Annotated in this window: 15 protein-coding genes and 3 pseudogenes; 11 read left to right on the top strand and 7 right to left on the bottom strand. The window is 41.7% G+C overall.

The window, feature by feature from the left end; translation table 11 throughout:
- Positions 1-139 precede the first annotated feature (139 nt).
- Positions 140-721, top strand: a complete 582-nt coding sequence (locus tag GSF13_RS19080) for a VTT domain-containing protein (protein ID WP_102057285.1) — start codon at positions 140-142, stop codon at positions 719-721.
- Between the two features lie 6 nt (positions 722-727).
- Here the strand turns inward: GSF13_RS19080 and GSF13_RS19075 are convergent, their stop codons facing one another.
- The 3 genes and pseudogenes from GSF13_RS19075 to GSF13_RS19065 form a co-directional block, all read right to left on the bottom strand.
- The gene (locus GSF13_RS19075; protein ID WP_211866703.1) at positions 728-1,786 is read right to left on the bottom strand and encodes a hypothetical protein; all 1,059 of its coding nucleotides are present in this window, start codon (positions 1,784-1,786) and stop codon (positions 728-730) included.
- Between the two features lie 64 nt (positions 1,787-1,850).
- Complete coding sequence (locus GSF13_RS19070; RefSeq protein WP_211866701.1) at positions 1,851-3,335, bottom strand: sulfotransferase; 1,485 nt, start codon at positions 3,333-3,335, stop codon at positions 1,851-1,853.
- Between the two features lie 54 nt (positions 3,336-3,389).
- A pseudogene (locus tag GSF13_RS19065) lies at positions 3,390-5,836 on the bottom strand (TonB-dependent receptor).
- A gap of 337 nt (positions 5,837-6,173) precedes the next feature.
- Between GSF13_RS19065 and GSF13_RS19060 the strand changes: the two are divergent.
- The 4 genes and pseudogenes from GSF13_RS19060 to GSF13_RS19045 all read left to right on the top strand — a co-directional run bounded on the left by GSF13_RS19060 (position 6,174) and on the right by GSF13_RS19045 (position 10,162).
- Positions 6,174-6,637 (top strand): annotated as a pseudogene (locus tag GSF13_RS19060) (CreA family protein).
- Positions 6,638-6,767: 130 nt separating this feature from the next.
- Positions 6,768-6,941, top strand: coding sequence for a hypothetical protein (locus GSF13_RS19055; RefSeq protein WP_157782802.1), 174 nt, complete (start codon positions 6,768-6,770; stop codon positions 6,939-6,941).
- Between the two features lie 410 nt (positions 6,942-7,351).
- Entirely contained in the window at positions 7,352-8,038 is a 687-nt protein-coding gene (locus tag GSF13_RS19050; protein WP_211866699.1) for a transposase, read from the top strand.
- A 255-nt stretch (positions 8,039-8,293) separates the two neighbouring features.
- Positions 8,294-10,162 carry a DUF885 domain-containing protein gene (locus GSF13_RS19045; RefSeq protein ID WP_211866698.1) on the top strand — a complete coding sequence of 623 codons (1,869 nt, stop codon included), beginning with the start codon at positions 8,294-8,296 and terminating at the stop codon, positions 10,160-10,162.
- A 104-nt stretch (positions 10,163-10,266) separates the two neighbouring features.
- On the opposite strand, the gene GSF13_RS19040 is transcribed toward GSF13_RS19045, so the two are convergent.
- The 3 genes from GSF13_RS19040 to nfsB form a co-directional block, all read right to left on the bottom strand.
- A complete protein-coding gene (locus GSF13_RS19040; RefSeq protein ID WP_211866696.1) occupies positions 10,267-11,328 on the bottom strand; it encodes an endonuclease/exonuclease/phosphatase family protein in 1,062 nt (353 codons plus the stop codon).
- A 133-nt stretch (positions 11,329-11,461) separates the two neighbouring features.
- A complete protein-coding gene (locus tag GSF13_RS19035) occupies positions 11,462-12,574 on the bottom strand; it encodes a M35 family metallo-endopeptidase (RefSeq protein ID WP_010606245.1) in 1,113 nt (370 codons plus the stop codon).
- Between the two features lie 387 nt (positions 12,575-12,961).
- Entirely contained in the window at positions 12,962-13,621 is a 660-nt protein-coding gene (gene nfsB / locus GSF13_RS19030; RefSeq protein ID WP_211866694.1) for an oxygen-insensitive NAD(P)H nitroreductase, read from the bottom strand.
- A gap of 96 nt (positions 13,622-13,717) precedes the next feature.
- On the opposite strand from nfsB, the gene GSF13_RS19025 reads away from it, so the two are divergent.
- Positions 13,718-14,629: a LysR family transcriptional regulator gene (locus GSF13_RS19025; protein ID WP_174169926.1), complete on the top strand. Its 912-nt coding sequence runs from the start codon at positions 13,718-13,720 to the stop codon at positions 14,627-14,629.
- Between the two features lie 2 nt (positions 14,630-14,631).
- Here the strand turns inward: GSF13_RS19025 and GSF13_RS19020 are convergent, their stop codons facing one another.
- Positions 14,632-15,480 (bottom strand): sterol desaturase family protein, encoded by an 849-nt coding sequence (locus tag GSF13_RS19020; protein WP_211866692.1) that lies wholly within the window; start codon positions 15,478-15,480, stop codon positions 14,632-14,634.
- Between the two features lie 121 nt (positions 15,481-15,601).
- Between GSF13_RS19020 and GSF13_RS19015 the strand changes: the two genes are divergently transcribed.
- From GSF13_RS19015 to GSF13_RS18995, 5 genes and pseudogenes are all read left to right on the top strand, one after another.
- Positions 15,602-16,570, top strand: coding sequence for an AraC family transcriptional regulator (locus tag GSF13_RS19015; protein WP_174169928.1), 969 nt, complete (start codon positions 15,602-15,604; stop codon positions 16,568-16,570).
- 140 nt (positions 16,571-16,710) lie between these two features.
- Positions 16,711-17,808, top strand: a pseudogene (locus GSF13_RS19010) (ISAs1 family transposase).
- A 152-nt stretch (positions 17,809-17,960) separates the two neighbouring features.
- The gene (locus tag GSF13_RS19005) at positions 17,961-18,503 is read left to right on the top strand and encodes a putative 2OG-Fe(II) oxygenase (protein WP_206473286.1); all 543 of its coding nucleotides are present in this window, start codon (positions 17,961-17,963) and stop codon (positions 18,501-18,503) included.
- Positions 18,504-18,513: 10 nt separating this feature from the next.
- Positions 18,514-19,005 (top strand): hypothetical protein, encoded by a 492-nt coding sequence (locus GSF13_RS19000; protein ID WP_206473288.1) that lies wholly within the window; start codon positions 18,514-18,516, stop codon positions 19,003-19,005.
- 37 nt (positions 19,006-19,042) lie between these two features.
- A complete protein-coding gene (locus GSF13_RS18995) occupies positions 19,043-19,222 on the top strand; it encodes a hypothetical protein (protein ID WP_206473290.1) in 180 nt (59 codons plus the stop codon).
- Positions 19,223-19,337: the final 115 nt, after the last annotated feature.

Raw genomic sequence — 19,337 nt, 5'->3', positions numbered from 1 at the left:
TAATTCACTCTAAAACAGAGTATCGCATTTGTCCGCACATACAAATACCAGCATATATGAATAACCATTTAATTCAGGAAGGAGAAACATAGCTTAGGCTATGCTTGTCTCCATTACTCAGAACATCAGGGGAAGTGTGATGGCGCTAACGGCTGAATTGAAGCAAAAGACCAAGCGATTAGTAGAATCAAAAAATATGCTCAAAGGGATCACGGTTGCCTCTTTTTTAGAGTCAACCATCGTGCCTATTCCGCTTGAAGCTGTGATGGTGCCGCTAATGCAGGCAAGGCGAGAAAAACTATGGCTAATTGCGCTAATGGCGACGGTTGGATGTGTGATTGGTGCCTTATTTGGTTATGCGTTGGGGTACTATTTATTTGATGCAGTGGGGGATTCCGCTATTGAGCTGCTGTCGAGCCAGTCTCAGTTTGAGCAAGTGAAAGCGCAGATGCAAAGTCAGGGATTTTGGTTTGTGTTGACCTTAGGTATTGCGCCAGTACCTTTTCAGATTGCCATGTTAGCAGCTGGCGCCACAAAGTTTTCACTATTACAATTTCTAATTGCAACCTGTATTGCCCGTTCACTACGTTATTTTGGCTTGGCGGCGGTCGTTTACTTTGCTGGTGATCAGGCTGAAAAGCTAATTAAACAACATAAAATAAAAGCCGTTATTCTCACAACGGCAATTGTGCTGCTCGCATGGTGGATAACTAGTCGCTAGTAGGGCCTAGTATTTTCTATACAAAAATTTTGATTCATTTTGTGAGCGTGCAAAAGCGAGTAAATCATCGCTCAGTGTTAGTGGCTCAGACACCAGCATTTGATACTGTTGATAAAAGTTAAGAGGGGCTCCGGCGCGCTCAAATAATGCGAGGGCTGCTTTACCTTGCCGAGCATACTCTCTGTAATCTTTGGACTTATTCAGCAGTTGAATATAAGCAAGGTAAAAAAGCTCAAACTCAGCATGTCTTGCAGAGCCTGTCTGCTTTAACATGAGATCAATGTTGTACAGCAGCTCACTTTGGTGCTGCATTGTCTCAATTAATTTATTTTGATCTTGGCGGATCATTGAGGCTACTACTCGTTCTTCAAAGTTATTCAGTTGCTCTGTCACTGTGTGATGAAGCTGTATAAATTGCTCCGCATGTATGGTACTTAATTGCTGCTGAAGGTTGCGCAAAAGCAAACTTTCCTGCTTACCTAGTTGTTCAATTTGAGATTCAGCCACCGTCAGTACAGTTTGGTAGACTGCATTGTGCTTTTTACCTTCAGGAATAGCTGCAATCTGCTTTCGAATCGCTTGAATATGAGCGTTGATCAGCGACAATTTTTGATTGACGTCGATTATGTTCCATTCACTAGGAGGTTGGTTAAAGAAGCTCGTGAGTGCAATTTCATGCCGGTTTGATGCAGAATGTAACTTTACCAATGTATCAATCAGCTCGGTCAGAGGGTAGTCGGCAGATAAGGTGCGCAGCAACGTATCCGCTTGTAGTGAATTGTTAAGTGCTTTTGATTGCGCGGCTTTTATCTGAGCCGTAACGATATCAGCGTTTTCATAAGCAATTTGTGCGTCTAGTAGTAAAGCTGAGGCATTTTGTGTTTCTTGATATAAGCTTTGCCATGTGGCGCTGTCGTATTCACTGAGTGTCTTGAGCGCCTGTGCTTGTGCTTCTATGTCTCTTTGCTGTTGAGCTTGTGTGAGTGCTTGCTCGGTTTTTGTTATTTCGACCGGTGTACAAGCCACAAGTGTTGCGAAACAGAGAGGAGGGAATAGTTGCTTCATATCGTTATTGTTTTGTATTCCTTTTGTCTAACGTTAGCATCATCACTGCAATGGGGCAATATTCCTATATTGGGTATACATTTCGATATTTGCCCACACTTGCATTGTTCAATGGTTGTCTGATCTGCATTTTGCTGGCTGTCGCTGAGTAATAACCCTGCTTATAAAAGTGAAGTGCATTGTCTTGCCAATCCAGCTCGAGAAATTGACAGACTTCCTTCATCACAGCCTGAGGCATTTCTACCAGCGATTCATAATTCACAAATTTAATTTGAGTCGGATGTTTTTGTGCGGCATCTTGCAAAAACGCATAAGTATTATCATACATAGCTTGAATATCTTGCATCCGGTATGAGTAGCCATGAAAGGGGCTATTCGTTTGATATAATTGACGGAAGTTTGCGATACAAGTATCTGTTCTGTCTCGTTTCATCACGACAAATTTCGCGCGTGGAAACGCCTTTGCAAGCAAATCGATAAAGAAAAAATGAAATGGTTGTTTGTCTATAAAACGTTGAGCACCAGCAATGGACTGCGCGGTGAAGAGACGGTATTGCCCAATGGCGTTAGCCTCTTTATAGGCGTGGCTGATATATTGAATATTACTGTTGTAGTCACGAGAAAACCTAAGTGCTTGGGGCAATACACTGGTTTCTCCCAGCGGTTGTAGCGACAATTGCGCTAAGATCTGCTCCATTAAACTGGTGCCTGAGCGTGGTAGCCCAATGATAAATACAGGTGCAAGCGTTTGCTCTGGAGCAAAATCAATAGGCTTGTCTAGAAGTTTGCCAAGTGCTTGAAAATAGCCAGTCATTTGTTTAGATGAATAGGAAACCTCGGTACTTATCGCTTGTTTACTGGCCACAAAGCTTTGCCATGCCTTGGGATAATTTTCCTGCTTTTCGTATTCGAGCGCCTGCGCATGGTAAAGCCGTTGTAATGCAAGAGGCGCAGTTTGCGCTGTTATTTCAGTTGCTAACTGAGTGATGCGAGTCGGTGCTAATTCTACAGGAGTAAGCTCTGAGTAGGCTAACTGGCACTTTGCATTACTTGGGTTTGTTTGCACTAAAGAGGCAAGCAGCGTCCGCGCTTGTGCTAATTCACCAGACATCTTTAAATGCATTGCATAGTTGAGCGCGATTTCAGGACAGTGTGGTGAGCGTGTATAGGCATGGCTAAAATGCCAGCCAGCGTCAGTATATTGATTTAATCTCAGTAATATATTTGCGAGAGTATCGTGCTCAGATCCCGACAACTGTGTGTTACCTAGCAAATGCAGAATATAGCGCTTTGCCACTAATGGTGCTTGGGTAAAAAGCGCAAGTTTGGCAGCACTTAGGGAGTAAAGTGCGCAGGGAAATAAACTTAGGCACTTGTCGTAAATTTTTAGTGCTTTGCTGAGGTTACCGAGAGCGATATTCAATTCGGCCAATAAGGCGTACGCGTGGTGATCGTTGGCATTGGTATTAATGCGAGCGACTAATGCGTGATGCGCCGCTTGAAATTGGCGTTGTTGAATATAGCTTTGGATCTGATTGTATGATGTCATCGCAACGTATAGAGAGTGAAGGTAACTTCACTCTCTATTTTAGTTTTTTGCTGATTATAACTCAAACTGGTAGTTAAGCTTGACCCCAACGGTACGAGGTGTTGTGACATAGTGTCCGTACACTCGTTGCTGCTCTGGCAAGGCTTTGTTTAACGCCGCGAATTTAGCTTCACCAGCCCAAGACTTGTCGCGTCTTACCGAGGTGAAAGCAAATTTGTCAAACAGGTTGTCGACATAAAAAGTGACGGCCCATTGCTCGCTTGAAAGCTTCGCACTGAGGTTAGACAAGGCAAATCCTGATAATATCTCTCCGTCAGCTTTGAGTCCGACTTTCGTGTATACGTCACTCTGTGCGGTTACTCCATAATTAACGTTAAGCATTTTGTTGTCGAACACTTCCTGCTCGTAGCTTAAACCGAATGAGAACTGCTGTTTTGGCGCGCCAGGTAGGCGGTCACCATCTGTACCGTCATAGTACGGCTGGTAAAGCGCGATTTCTTCAGCGCTATAGTCACCTTCCTTGAATACCGCAAACAGGGCTGGTGCATCATCAGTGAGCTGTGCTTTTGCATAAGAATAGGTTGCATACACCGTCCACTGGTCGTTCAACATAGCCCGGGTTGACAACTCAATCCCACTAGAGTTCGCAGAGCCAGCATTAGAGGTAATGATCTCTTGGCCGTTTACCGTCACGGATGAGATCTGTGCATCTTCCCAATCAACACTGAATAGTGCGGCATTAAAATGTAGCTTGTTATTTAGCCATGTAGACTTTAATCCCAGCTCATAGTTAGTGGTGGTATCTGGTTTATAGCTAAGCTCATGCGGCAGTGCACAGATGATCTGTTGCTCAGGTAGTGTTTCTGGACAGGACTCCAAACCGTTGCCACCGCCTAACCTAAATCCTTCACTGACAGTGAAGTACGTCAGCAGTCCATCTTGCCAAGTGTAATTGGCATTAAACTTAAACAAACTACCATTGTCTTTGGCACTGACTTGTTCAAATGAAATTTGTTCGAGGCTTGGCAGGCCCCCAGAATAGAGCGGGGTTTCTGCAGCTGACTCAGTTTTAACATCATAGCGATAGAAACGAGCGCCCACTGTGATATTAAAATCATCTGAAAATGCGTAGCCGATTTCGCCAAACAATGCAGACTCTTTGCTGGTGGCATTGGTAAGTGCAATATACTCAAGGTCTTGCTCAATATTGTCGATTTCATCGCCCCAAAACTCCGTAAGTCCTGGCGTGTACTCTCTATCGTCCGAGCTAATTTCTTGTTTACTGTAATATACCCCAGCAATCCAATTTAGCGCGTCATCCCCTTTAGAGACTAAACGGATCTCTTGGGTAAAAGTGTCTTGATCTGTGGTGTCTTTGGTCAACGCGGTGAAACTAGGAAAATCCGCATAACCCGGCCAAATATCATAAAGTAGATCGGTTTGATCTCGTTGGCCTTGTTGTTCTTTACTTGACCAACCGGATGCCGAAACTAAATCAGCAAACTCTAAATCGGCGTTGATTTCAAGGCTAAGCAGGTCGTCTTCTTGTTCGTTAGGTTCAAGCACGCGGTAGGCTGACTCGTATGGTTTGATCGTATCGGCAAGCGGGTGCTGTGCCGCAAGGCTTTGATATTGTGAAATTGAGTTAGCGCCATTTTCTTGCTTCTGGTGAAAATAGTTCAGCGTGGTATCGATATTCTCACTCACCAACCAACGTAGAGAAACCCGTGTGGTCGTAATGGTCTCATCATTTGCATCCGCAACTGCGTTGATGTTTGCTTTTACATCCTCAGCATTGGACCAATCAGGAGCTGGGTTTGAAACGCCAGCTTGCTTAACCACATACCTGTAATCCATAAAACCGGGGTTGTGATAGCGGTTAATACTTGCACGAACGGCTAATTCATCCATCACTACAGGCATATTGAAGACAGCACCCACTTCATGACCATGGCTGTCACTATCATTGATACTGAATAAATCACCACTTAGTTTACCCTCAATAACGTCAAGCACTGGCGCTTTAAGCATGGTTCTAATCGCACCACCTAGCGTGCCTGCGCCGTAAAGCGTACCTTGTGGGCCAATCAAGACTTCAACACGTTCGATATCGGTTAGTCGCAAATCCACATTGATTGGGATTTCGCCGAGGTAAGTTGCCACGGTTCCCGAGTCAGAGGCACGTTCTGACGAATTAGTATTCAAACCACGAACAATAATAGGTGAACCTTCACGGCCACCTTGTTCTGTGATTGTCAAACCTGGGACCCATCTTGCTACGTCTTCAAGGTCGCCAATATTTTGGTCGCTCATTACATCGCTGTCGACGGCGGTAATGTTTAATGGCGCTTCTTGAACTGTGCCTGCGCGTCGAGTTGCTGTTACTTGAATTCGCTCATTGACTTTTCTTGAGCCTTACTTTCTTCTGCTTGTGATTGATTAACAACAAAAAAACTCGAACTAACAGCTAGTGCGACTAAGCTTGGATGGAGCTTACTCATAAATGGTGGAACCTCAAATTTAGAATTAAACGTGACGAAATTTCAATATTTATAAATGGGTAAGTATGCAGTAGCACATTTAGTCCCGAGTTTAGAGAAAATTTCATACAGCTGGCGGTAAATAGACGGGCAATACTTTGTATTTACTTTAGGTATTTAACCACCCTGAAACTGCGGCGCATGCTAACATGTTTATTCGTGTTTTGTGAATAATTATTTTGATTTTTTGAAATGGTTATTTCTTTATGGAAGACGGCTATTTGCGAAAATTTTTAAATAGCTTAGAGTATTAGCTCCGTATACTTCTTTTATACATCGATAATATTAAGGAAAAACAATGAAAAAGCTGATGTTTGCATTGTTGGCATCTTGTTCGTTACTCGGTTGCTCTGACAGTGAAGTTGGTGATGTATCTCTTGGTCTATTTACGCTCAAAGATATAAAACTAGACTCTATGGTTGACCCTGTTGTAACGGGCGTGACCTGCCATGTCGCGAGTGTTGAAGATAACTTGAGTTTTTCGGACCCTAGCGATAGCTCTATTTCTTGTCGTCAAACGAGCGAAATAACACCGGCAATGCTAGCAAATATAGACAAAAGCGATTCTGGTGAAGTGGTGTTCAAAAAATCAAAAAGTGTGTTTTTAAAGCAATGAAAGTGAGAAGGATCTTTGATGCAAAAAACCAAACTTTAATGTACTTAGCCTATACCACCAAGGAAACCTCTGGCAGTTTTAAGCATAGCTTATCAACTGTGCCACTATGGGGAACTCAGGCTTATCAAGGCGATAAAACCAATTAACTCGAATGTTCGCTAGCACATAAACCCACACGCTTCGATAATTGCATTTAATGAGTTATTTTTTGTTTGAATTAAACCTTTTTGCTCACGATTTCGACTAAGCTTAGTAGTGATAATGTTAGGAGAAATCGTGATGTTAAAAACACGCTTTTTAGGGAAAACGGTCAATATTGCATTTGCAGTGATGACTGTATTGTTTGTTATTTTAACGTTAACAACTGATGCACATAGCATCTCATCTCAAGCTGCTCAGGTTGAGATGTTTAGCCAAGACGAGGTAATCTCTGAATCCAAATCTAAGTAAATTTGGGCCGTGATTTATCTTGTTTTGCTGATTAATGTCATTCGAAACGATGAAAATATAATATAAATATTGCGCTCGGCTCAGTCTCTGTCGCGCGTGGTGTTAAGTACATAAATTTGCATGAATTTTTTATGACATACATTCATGCTTCACTTACGCGCTGTATAGTGTATAAACTCTAAACCGCCATCTCTGACGCTTCTCATTAATAGTCTTAGCTAGGCTGCCAGCAAAATTGTAATTAATTTGTTGCGTTCTCCTCAGTCTGCATTAGCTTTAATTAGGGACTAAGAAAAAAGCAGCGCAGTTTGCAATCGGATATTTGCAAGTTTCTGTTTTAAAAAAACTCGAATTTTAGCTGACGCACTCTCTATTCGTCTGACTAAAACGCTTACAAACAAGGAAGAAATATGGCACGCCAATTTGATAACTTTTATAGTCATGGGGCAATTAGCTTTAGTGACTTTGTTAATTGTGTTTCTAGCTTATATACAGGTCCAGCTTGCTTGGATGACAGTACATTGAGGCTGCTGGCTGAAATGTTGTATCGGCTATCGCAAAATAAGCAATTTCTCGCGGCACAAGTTGCGGGTAGTAGTAATTACCAACATCATGCGCGAGGGATGGTGGACAATGATGATCTATATGTACTTTATGAAAATAAACGACCATTTTTTAAAGTATGTGCACAGATTTGGCATCCAACGCCAAAGCAGGGAACTCAGCGCTGCTTTATTCCACAAGTGCGGGACTACAATTTTACGGCATTGACGACCTGTTATTTTGGCCCCGGTTGTGGCAGCAAGCTCTATCAATATGAATATAGAAAGGACTTACAGCAAGGCGATCACTGTGATTTGCAGTTTGGGCAGTTTTATCAATTTACCCCTGAATCTGTACTCTTTACCGAAGCATCGAGAGATGTCATAGCCCAAGCTTTACCCAAAAGTTTGAGTATCACCATCAGCTTACAGTTAGAGCAAAGGCCACATGCTTGCTTTGTGTTTGACAAGTCATCTGGTCGCGTGCAGCGCGTTATCGTTGAGTTACCGTCGCAATGCGCTAATACGCCAAAGCCCCTAGTGCTCGAAAGCTAAGCTAGTTTGTTGGAAAAAGCTCGGAAAAGTCAATTAATTTGCAATTTTCCGTCTTTTATAGCTGTAACAAAAACGCAAATATGTTACTTGTAGTTGCATCTATGAGAATAGCGTGAGCACTTTATTGCAGTCTCATATTCTTAATAAAGTGCTTATATCCATTTGCTTTTTCAAATTGGTATGACTATTCCATCAGCAGCCAGATCTGCACTGGTATTTTAGCTTTGACAACAACCTTAATGGAGCGGCGTAATAATGAATAAAATAAGCTTGGTAGCACTCTCTGTTGTGCTAGGTTTGAGCGGATGTGCTCAAGACAAGCCAACAACAGAAACTACATCTGTTGCTAAAACCACTGAATCAACTCTCTCTCGTGCAGAAATCGACAAAGTCGTAGAACAGTACACCAAGCAGTTTATTAACCACGAACCCGCACTTGCCACTTCGCTCAAATTATCAAGCAGTGAATATGGTCACTACGCCAATAGACTGCCAGATTACTCGGTTGTCGGTATGCAGGCGCTACAGGTGGATATGAACGCAGCCGCAGATAAATTAAAACAATTACAATCGGGCGTGGCGAACTCTGATGACTTGTTGCACCTTAAAGTAAATGAAGTTATTGCCCGTTATTATGCCGGCGATAAAGGCTTCTCAGCAGGTTATATTGATACTTGGGGCGGACACCTGCCATACATTGTTAACCAGTTGTCTGGCCCATTGTTGGATATTCCTAATGTGCTAAAAGATCAGCATGGAATTGAAAGTGAGCAAGATGCAAAAGACTATGTTGCGCGCCTAAATGCCTTTGTTGAAGTCACGAAGCAAGTTGCAAGCAAGGTAAAAGCGGATGCCAATAAAGGCGTAATTTTACCAAAAGTATTATTTCCAAACACGCTAGGTTATTTAGATAACTTCACGGCGCCAAGTGGTACAGAACATCCTTTGGTTGCGTCGTTTAAAGATAAACTTGCGAATATTGATGGTATTACGAATAAAACCGCCGCTGATTATGTTGCACAGGCAACACAAATAGTTGAGCAAAAGCTTTATCCTGAGTTTAAAAATGTGTCTGCGATTATGCACGCGCTAGAGAGCAAAGCGCCTGAAAATGTCGGTATTTGGGCCCAACCAAATGGCGAATCTTTCTACCAGCATGAAATCACCTATTTGGCAGATTCTGATATGAGCGCGGAAGAGATCCACCAAATTGGCCTTGCTGAGGTGGAGCGTATTTCAAAGCGTATGGACGAAATCCTTAAGCAAAATGGCTATTCACAAGGTACTGTTGGTGAGCGGATGAAGCAGCTTAATGAAGAGTCGAGATTTTTATATGCAGATTCTGACGAAGGTCGTGAAGCGTTATTATCGTTCTTGCGTGGTGAAATAGGGACAATTTTACAAAAAGCGCCAGATTATTTTTCTACAATTCCACCGCAACCTGTTGAAGTTAAACGTATACCAAAGGCCGTGGAAGCAGGTGCGCCAGGTGGTTACTACAACGGTCCATCGCTTGATGGCAGTCGCCCAGGGGTATTTTCAATCAACCTAAAAGACATGAAAGCAGTACCAAGCTTTGGGATGAAAACCTTAACGTATCATGAGGCGGTTCCTGGTCACCACTTCCAAATTGCGCTTAATATGTTGCAAACAGAAATCGGTTTGATGCGTCAAAATGCCTCATTTAATGGTTATGTTGAGGGCTGGGCGCTGTATTCAGAGCTATTGGCATACGAAATGGGGATGTATAAGGACGACCCATTTGGAGACTTAGGTCGTCTGCAAGCTGAGGCATATCGTGCGGCTCGATTGGTGGTTGATACGGGCCTACATTATAAAAAGTGGACACGCGACCAAGCGATCACGTATTTTGCTGATGCAACTGGTACGGCGATGAGCGATGTGGTATCGGCTATCGACCGTTATATCGCTTGGCCAGGACAAGCGCTTGGTTATAAGTTAGGTATGCTTAAATTGGTTGAACTTAGAGAGCATGCTAAACAGCAACTGGGCGATAAGTTTGATATTAAAGCATTCCACGACGTGGTGTTGCTAAAGGGCGCAAGGCCAATGGCGCTTGTTGAAGAAGATATCAAGACTTGGATTAATTCTCTGAAGTCGTAAATACACTTTTCGGCTTGAAGTCAGTGAACGATGCTGGCTTCAAGTTGACGTTATTTAAAAAACCTTATAACACTCGTTCATACTAACCGTACTTAAACTCACTATCATAATTTGCAATTCGGCTTTGCCACGGCATTTTCAATAATTTCTTTGCTGCGATGTATATCTTTCTTTTTCAGCTCAAGTCCTGCTTCATCTTCATTTTTGATCGGTTGATAAGCGAGTTTTGCATAAAGCGCAAAGTGATCTGACCCTATGTTGTTGAGCCTTTTAATATCGATCACTGTGAAATGGTGACTCGAAAACAAATGATCCAGCGGCCAACGTGCAAACGGGTACTGTGCATGAAAAGTGTTAAACATGCCTCGGCCAACTCTCGGATCAAGAAGCCCACTTATTTTCCTAAATAATCTCGTGGTTGGTGACCAAGCAACATCATTGAGATCGCCAGTGACAATGGTGGGCAGTGGCTCATTTATGACGCGTTTGGCGACAACCACCAATTCCGCATCTCGCTCAATTGCCGTTTCGTTTTCGGTGGGGCTTGGCGGTGCCGGATGCAAAAAATGGGTTTGGAGCATGATATGGGGAGCGATCCTGAGTTTTGCATGTATCGAAGGTACGCCTTCTTCAACGATATACTCACATTTTGCCTCGTCTAGCGGGTAGCGAGAATAAACGTGCATGCCGTATAAATTGGATTGTGGACATTTAACGCTGTAGGGCAGTATGTCCAGCAATGAGTCTAATTGTTGCTCCCATATCTCATCACTTTCTAACGTGACTAAAATATCAGGTTGATGTACCCGGACTTGCTCCAGCAGCAAATTAAACTGTCGATTGGTTTGCAGTACATTGGCGGTGATCAAACTAATTGTGTGAGTATTGGTTGTCGCTTTTTTTACCTCGACAGGCCAAAGCGGGGTGTAGGGTAAAATCCACCACAGTTGAAAACTTAAACAACCTAATAGAGAAATGGCAGCAAGCGTGGCTACACTTTGAAGATTAAGATAGAAAATGGACAGCAGTAGCGTAAATGCGGTAATAACAACGAGCTGAAGCCGCGGGAACTCCATTGCTCTCACACTCCAATGCGGATGTTTAGCAAGTGGCAATAGCGTAGCTAGTAGGATAAAACCACACAGCGCGACGATAACCCAAGTCATGAAATTCCTCAGCAAATAGATGAATTTAAGAAGTATATTTCATGTTAGCTGAAATCGCTGTGAATAGCATCGGGTCTAGGCGCTTGCCTAAACCCGATACTTGTCAGGGATATCTATACCAAATAAGTCGAGATTAGTTTTGGTACGGAGTGTTTTCCGCAAAATATTCATGGCTGTCAGCATTTTGAATTGCTTGACTTGGATTTGAGTTTGCTAAGTTTTTCGCACCAGATTGGCCATAAACGATGTCATCTGTACCTGCAACGGCATTAAAGTGACTTAGCTCATGAACAATCGTGCCTGCGCGTGAATCCGTACCTAGCTCATTTGCGCTCCAAAATGCGCGACATAGATATACTTTGTATGGTTGATTTGGGTATACATAAGCAAAGTATGATTTGTTACAACTACAGTCAAAAGTGAGATCTTGGTTGTCGATTGCATCATTGATTGCGTTGAAGTTGGATTTCACGGTTGCATAGCGGCTGCTTGTCGCTGCGCCAAACCAAGTTTGATAACGCGTAGACGGGTTGCTCGCTGAGTGGCTATTTAAGTAAGCAACAGAGTCATTAGTAATTTGGTCCGCAGCATTCAGTGCTGACAAAATACTGGTTTTTTCACTGTTACTACAACGACCTGTAAAACAAGTGCCATCAGTACAGTCTGCTGCACCGGCGACTGGTTTTGCGTTAACTTGGAGGTTACCTTTGCTTAATGCTACACCTTCAAGCCAAAGATTGACCGAATTTGAGCTGAGTTCTGCTACATCGGCACGCATCATCGATTGCTGCCCCATCGTTCTTGTAGTCATGCTAGGGATTTCTTTTTTACCGAAAAGGTCAAATGATTCAACATCATAACTAATTTCGTAGTTACCTGGCTGGCTAAGATCATAAAGGCCCGAAAGCTCAAATGATTTAGTGAGCGTTTCGCCAGACTTTAGCTTGATAAAGTCAGCTTCGGTAGGAGCTGGGCGTTTGTAGTGAGGGCCAAAGAAATTAACTTCTTTACCATCACGCGTAATTTTAAAAATATGCTCTTCTTCGAGATCTGTATACCAGCTTAAGATTTTTTGGTTACCTTTACCCTGATTGGTGATGTTTAGCGTCGCAATAACATCGCCATTGCTTTTTGTGTCGACATCAACGCTTACCGCTAGGTCTTTATTCATTGCTTGAGCATTCAGTGATGCGGTTACGGCTGCTGCGAGTAACCCTGTAGATAGTGTGCGTGATAGTAGCTTCATTATTTCTTCCTGTTGAGGTTGCTACAGTCTCTCGGCTGGCAGGTACAAAACCAGTTGTGAGGACTGAGTTTACTTGTTGTCATTTCGTTATTTTTAAAGGTGAATTCACTCTTCACTTTTAATTAACAATAATATATTCTATGTTTCAAGCAGAATTTTCACAATAGAGCTAAAAAGTTTACATTAAAAAATTACCAATAATTTCAAATAACTGTAATGTTATTGAAAAGTATGGATAAATTTAATACAAAACTGGGGAGCGGGTAGTTGTGAATTTATTGTTTCATTCACATTGATTTACATTGTGGTGTTTGAAATGGTATTCCAACCGAAGTTGGAGTGGCACTGATGTTATCTAGTTAGCCATTATCAGTGCCAAACTGGGTCTTAGATTTCGGTAATGATATCGTCGATAGCAAAGCGAGATTTAGGTAATTTAGCATTAAAATCACCTTCGTCTCGATAGCCCAACGCGACAATGGCAAGGGCATCAAAGCCTTGCTCAGTTAACCCAAGTTCATTGCTGAGAATTTCAGCGTCAAAACCCTCAATGGGTACAGAGTCTATACCGAGTAGTGCAGTGCTTAGCAAAAATTGCCCAAGATTTAAGTAAACTTGCTTGCCAGTCCATGCTTTGATTGCTTCATCGCTGGTTTGATTTAAGCCGACAAAATAGCGACGGCCATTATTCATTTGTGCTTCTACTTCAGAGCCTTTTTCAAATCGGCCGTCGGCACTTTCTTTGGCAAGCACTTTATCTAAATGTGCATCATCTATATTTTGTTTTGCAGCAAATACAACAACATGTGATGCGTTAAGTACTTTGGCTTCATTAAATTTGTAATTCTCTTGTGTGCTTTTAGCCACCTGAGTTTTGCCTGTCTCAGTACTTGCGATGACGAAATGCCATGGCTGAACGTTGGTACTAGATGGGCTCAGCCTTAGTACTTGCTTAAGTAGCTCAATATCTGAATCACTAATTTTTTTATTAGGATCAAAGGCTTTTGTGGAATAACGATTGTGAATTGCATCGCGTAATGTGTACATAACAGACTCCTAAAATTGCTTTCAAGAGATAATAGGGTTTTACATAATCAATAAAAAGATGATAATGAGTTAAATAGTTTCAAAAATTTTTTGAAAATGAATACACAAGATTTAATCGTCGTGATGAAAACGGCTCAGCTTGGCAATATTAGTGCGGCGGCTGCGCAGTTAGATATGCAAGTTGCCACGGCGAGCGCTGCGATAAAGCGAGTGGAAAAGCACCTTGGCTTTCAACTTTTTGTGCGTTCTACGCGTAGCTTAAGGCTATCAAAGCAAGGTGAAACCTATTTGCCAATTTGCGAGCAGGCACTTGCGCTTTTGGCTGATGGCAAAAAGCAGGTGCTCGATAACGACAACGAAATTGACGGTGAGCTAAGGTTAACCGCTCCGTCAGATTTTGGCCGTAATATTCTCCTTCCTTGGCTAGACGAATTACTTGATGAATACCCCAAACTTGCCCTGAAGCTTATTCTTAATGATCACAATCTCGACTTTTATCGTGACGGTGTTGATATCGCGCTGCGCTATGGTGCGCCTGAAGACAGTAGCTTCTACGGCTTTAAAATTTGTGATGTGCCATTACTGCTTTGTGCCTCTACGGAATACTTAGAAAAACAAGGCACGCCAAAGGATCACGAGGAATTAAGCGAGCACCAAGGGCTATTCTTTTTGATCAGAGGCAGTAAGTTTGATACGTGGAAACTGACGAAAAATGAGCAAACTTACAAAGTGGTGCTTAAAGGGCGTAGAACCAGTAATGATGCGGATGTGGTAAAGCGCTGGTGTGCGCAAGGAGCGGGTATTTCATTGCGATCCGCGATAGACGTAGCAGACCAAATAGAACAAGGTGTGGTGCAAAGTATATTAAATGACTATCGCGTTGAATGTAAGCCGCTGTGGTTGATCTGCCCGTCAAAGCAAATGATCAACCCAAGTGTGAGAGTGCTGCGCGATAAACTAAGAAAGTACTGCCAAGCGCTTGTAGAAAAGGCCGAGCGGTATAAATAGCTCTAGGATTTGGCAGAGTCCGTATTTTTTAGCTTGTCGGGTAAGTGGGTTGGATAACCAAACAGCGCCAACCATTTGCCTTTTAAAGTGTTTGCTTGTGAAAAGCGGTGGAACATATGACGCCACTGAGCAAAGTTAACATCTAAAGGGGTCTGCTTTGGTGCCGCACCTCTTATTCCATAACAAATTGGTATGTCTTCACGCTCCTCGATAAAGGTGCCAAAAAGCTTATCCCAAATGATCAGCACCCCGGCAAAGTTTTTATCTATATAGTCAGGATTACTGGCGTGATGGACTCTGTGGTGGGAAGGCGTATTAAAAATTCGCTCTACCATCCCTAATCGATTAACCGTTTGTGTATGAACAAAAAATTGAAAAGCTAAGTTGATTGCGACGATGGTAAATACCAAGGTCGGGGTAAATCCAAGAAGTATCATAGGCAGCCAGAACAGCCACATACCGACAATTGGGTATAGCAAGCTTTGGCGAAATGCAGTGGTAAAGTTCATGTTGTTAGAACTGTGATGGACCACATGTGCACTCCAAAGCCAGTGAATACAATGTGATGCGCGGTGAAACCAGTAATACAAAAAATCTTGCAAGATAAACCCAAAGAGCAAAGTGAAGGTATTTAATTCGATTGTGAATAAGGCAAATTGATGGAGCCAGTAAAAGAGCGGCATCAGTACAAGTAAAGCCAACGCGTCGCTGCCTTGATGTAGCAACGCAAGTAGGGCATTGAGTAATGAATCTCGCCAATCATAGTGTTCGTGGTGCTTGATATACTCCCAGGCAACACAAAGTAAAAAGACGGGACTGAGTGCCAGTAAAATTAGCGATACATCAATCATATATAGCTCCTTCTTTAGCCATAGCTTTGGTACTTTATATGCACTAGCGTAACGGGTTAGCCATTGACAATCCTGCCAAACTGCGCCAACAATTTGTCCAAATACGACAAAAGGAACTGCAATGCACTCCACTTCGTTTGTATATTTTTATAGTGCGTGGGTCTATCTTCATGATTATTTTACCGATGACAAGAGACTGCAAGGCGAGTTTGCTGAGCTGGTAGCGTCACGGCCTGAACGTGTAACACTCGTTGAGTACGAGCGGTTGCTTGAGGTAGGGCAGGAGTTAAGCGGCGATCCCTTAATTGGTTTTGAACTGGGTAAAGCCATTCAGTTGCATGACTATGGGGCGCTTGGCTACTTGGTCGAAACCAGTAAAGACTTGCAGCAGGCTATAGCCTCATTATTGCATTACGACGCAATTGTCGCCGATATTGGCCTCGCCGTATTCACAAGTGATAGTGACAATGCCAAGTTAACTTGGCAACCAAAAACCCCGCTGGGTAAGCAAGCCATTTTGCGTAATATGACCGCTTGGGTGAGCGCTGCAAGGCAGCTTTTGCGTTCAACTTTATCGCCTAACCAACTCCAGCTTAGCTTTAGCGTGTGTGGCCTAGAATTACAGCGTTTGCAAAGTTGGTTTGGCTGCCCCGTATCACAAAACTGCCCTGAAAATACGCTGTCGTTTCCGTTAGATTTTCTTACCATGCCAGTCGCTACCGTCGACAGCCTAATGCACGAACATATTGAGCAAGCGGTTGCCAAAAGCGTATCAGCGCTTTGTGATAATCATGATTTAAAAACGCGTGTTGCCAATTTACTGGCGGCAAAGCACTCACTGACTGGAGTCAACCAAGCAAGTATGGCTAAGGCATTAAACATGAGTGTGCGTTCGATGCAGCGTAAGCTAAAAGCACAACACACCAGCTTTAGAACCTTACTCGACCAAGAGCGAAAGCATAGATTTGAACAACTCATCGACAACACCAGATTGCTCGATATTGTAGACGCACTCGGTTTTACAGAGCAAAGTGCGCTCAATAAAGTTTGTTTAAAATGGTATGGGAAGCCACCGTCAAAGCTAAAGTGAAGAACCGAAGGTAGGTAAGTTTTGGTTTGTTAGTCAAATTCCCAGCTTCGGTGCAAATACAGGGCGGGATCGAACTTTAAATTGACGAGTATTGGGGTTTTATGATCTGATTGCGCATCGCAATTTTTTAGGCCGTTACAATGAGCATCATCACGCACTTAGAGTGGATTGAAGATCCTAGAACCGATGTAAATATCAAACATAATCTTGTCGACGTCTTGTTTTTAACTTTGAGTGCCGTGCTTAGTGGCGCTGATGGATGGAAATCAATTCAAGAATTTGGTGAGTTGCAACTGGATTGGTTAAGGCAGCATCGTCCTTTTGAAAATGGCATTCCAAAACGTCATTGTATTACTAATATAATCAGGGCATTAGTACAGATTCTTTACTCAAGGCACTGTTAAATTGGATTAATTCTCGTCGTGAAGAAGCTCAAAAGCCACACATTGCGATTGATGGGAAAGTACTTAGAGGTTGCTGGAAAGACAATGTGTACAATGCGCTAAATGTGGTTAGTGCATTTGATGTTGATAATGGCCTAGCCTTGTATCAACAAGCTGCGCAAAAGAAGGGCCAAGAAGGTCAAATTGCCCGTGATATCATTGACATATTAGCGTGTAAAGGTTGCATTGTGACGCTTGATGCTCTGCATTGCCAAACGAAAACGTTGGAGACGATTGTAAAGAATAAGGGCGACTTTATTATCCAAGTCAAAGCCAATCAGCGTAATTTACACAATGCTATCGCTGAGCACTTTAAAGCTCACTTATGACAGCATGGGCTCACACGAAGAAGCACAAAGCAATGGTAATGCCCATAGCCGAGTTGAAAGTCGTCTAGTTATGCAGCTACCGATTAAATTATCACAGAAACTCAAAGAGAAATGGCCTCATGTCAAAATGGTGATTGAGGTTGCAAGAGGTCGTAAATTAGGCGACAAAACCAGTTATACCTCCCACTTCTATGTCAGTTCATTGGCGGTAGAGCCAGAGTTAGTGGCAAAAGCAATACGCGAACATTGGCACATAGAGAATCGGCTTCACTGGGTATTAGATGTTGTTTTCGAAGAAGATAAGTTAAAGGTATCAGACCCCGACGGGGCGGCACACATCGCTTTGTTCAACAGGGTATGCTTAAACATAATTAGGCAACATCAAGGTAAAAAAGACAGTTTAGCAGCGAAAAGAAGAGGAGCAGCTTGGAACGGTGATTTTAGGACGGAGTTACTCTTTGGTTAATCTATAAGCAAAGTGGAATCCCACCCTGTCTTTTGAATACACAAACTTTAGGTGGGTGTCAGCACAAACTGTATTATTATATTTTTATTGACAGCGACTCAGATAAGAGGTACAAATTTATTAGTTGAATTCCTACTTAACTATTGATAGAAATGTTTATTAATGCACAGGTAAATTTTGATACAAACTTTGATTATTTAATTGATGAAATATATAAAGAAAAAGAAATTGGATTATTAATAGAAAGAAGTAACCAAGGTGGTTGGCACTCTGAATACAAACTTCATCTTTCAAAAAACAAAGCATTCATGAGTATATCGAAAGAAATATCTGAGATATCAAATTTCATATTAAAGAATAAGAAAAAAGTTAATCATACACTTGAATTAAAACAAATGTGGGCAAACATAAACAAAAGTGGTGATTGGAATTCTCCTCACAATCATTTAGATTCTAAAAATGAGAATGCTAAACCAGGATGGTCTGGAGTTCTTTATCTCAATATTGAAGAGTCTAAGATGGATTCTGGTGGTGATTTAATATTATTTTTTATAAATGAAAAAAACATCGTTGATAGATACTTCCATAAACCAAAGCAAAACCAAATGATACTCTTTTCTTCTGACACTCTTCACATGGTTACACCAAATAAGTCGAATGAAGACCGAATATCGATTGCTTTTAATCTAGTTTGAGAATTTTAAAATGGGAAATACTGCTAAAAGACCTATTCTAGATGAGATTTTAAATTACGAACATGATGATCTAGTTATTCGAATGGAAAATAAGTACAATCTAAGCCACTTAGAATCCTTGAGGATTTTTGGTTTGTTAAAAAAATTTTTATGGCTTTGCAATGAATCGAACTTTGATAAAGAAATGGAACATGTAGATATCATCATAGATGAGCCATTAACCATGATTGATGAATACTGGCACAACTTTATACTTTACACGAAAGATTATGAATCATTTTGTAAAAAATATTTTGGATACTTTTTACATCATAGTCCCACCTCTGAGTCTGATAAAGAAAAGTTCAAAGCGGAACATAAAAACCTAAGTGATTCAGATAGTAGGAATAAAATAATTGAAGAAAGAAGAAAAGTATACACGTATGTATACAAAAAATTAGGGGAAGAAACCTTTAAAGATTTTTACTTTGAATTACCAAAAAAGTACGTAAATAGATTGTAACCATAAAATTAAACACAAAACAAAAGGAGATTTAACAATGAAAAAAGACGTCAACGTAGAAGAAAAGAAAACCCAAGAAGATAAAATTGCTTCTAAAATTGAACTTGTTGAAGAAGCTTTACTAAGAAATGTTAATGGTTCTGGTAAGGAAGTGTGCACGAAAAGTTGTGCAGCAAAGAAAGGTCAAGAGTTATGCGGTGCAGGAGGTTGGGAATAACAATTAATAAAAAGACTAAAATTTAGTTGACATTTGCCATTTTAGTTAAAATCATAATTTAAAGTTAACTAAGGTGGCATTTCCTATAGAACAGGGTAAGAGCATACTTTGGTAA

It is taken from the genome of Pseudoalteromonas sp. M8, assembly GCF_018141365.1.
Taxonomy (GTDB): domain Bacteria; phylum Pseudomonadota; class Gammaproteobacteria; order Enterobacterales; family Alteromonadaceae; genus Pseudoalteromonas.
This window is presented reverse-complemented; position numbering and strand designations above follow the sequence as displayed.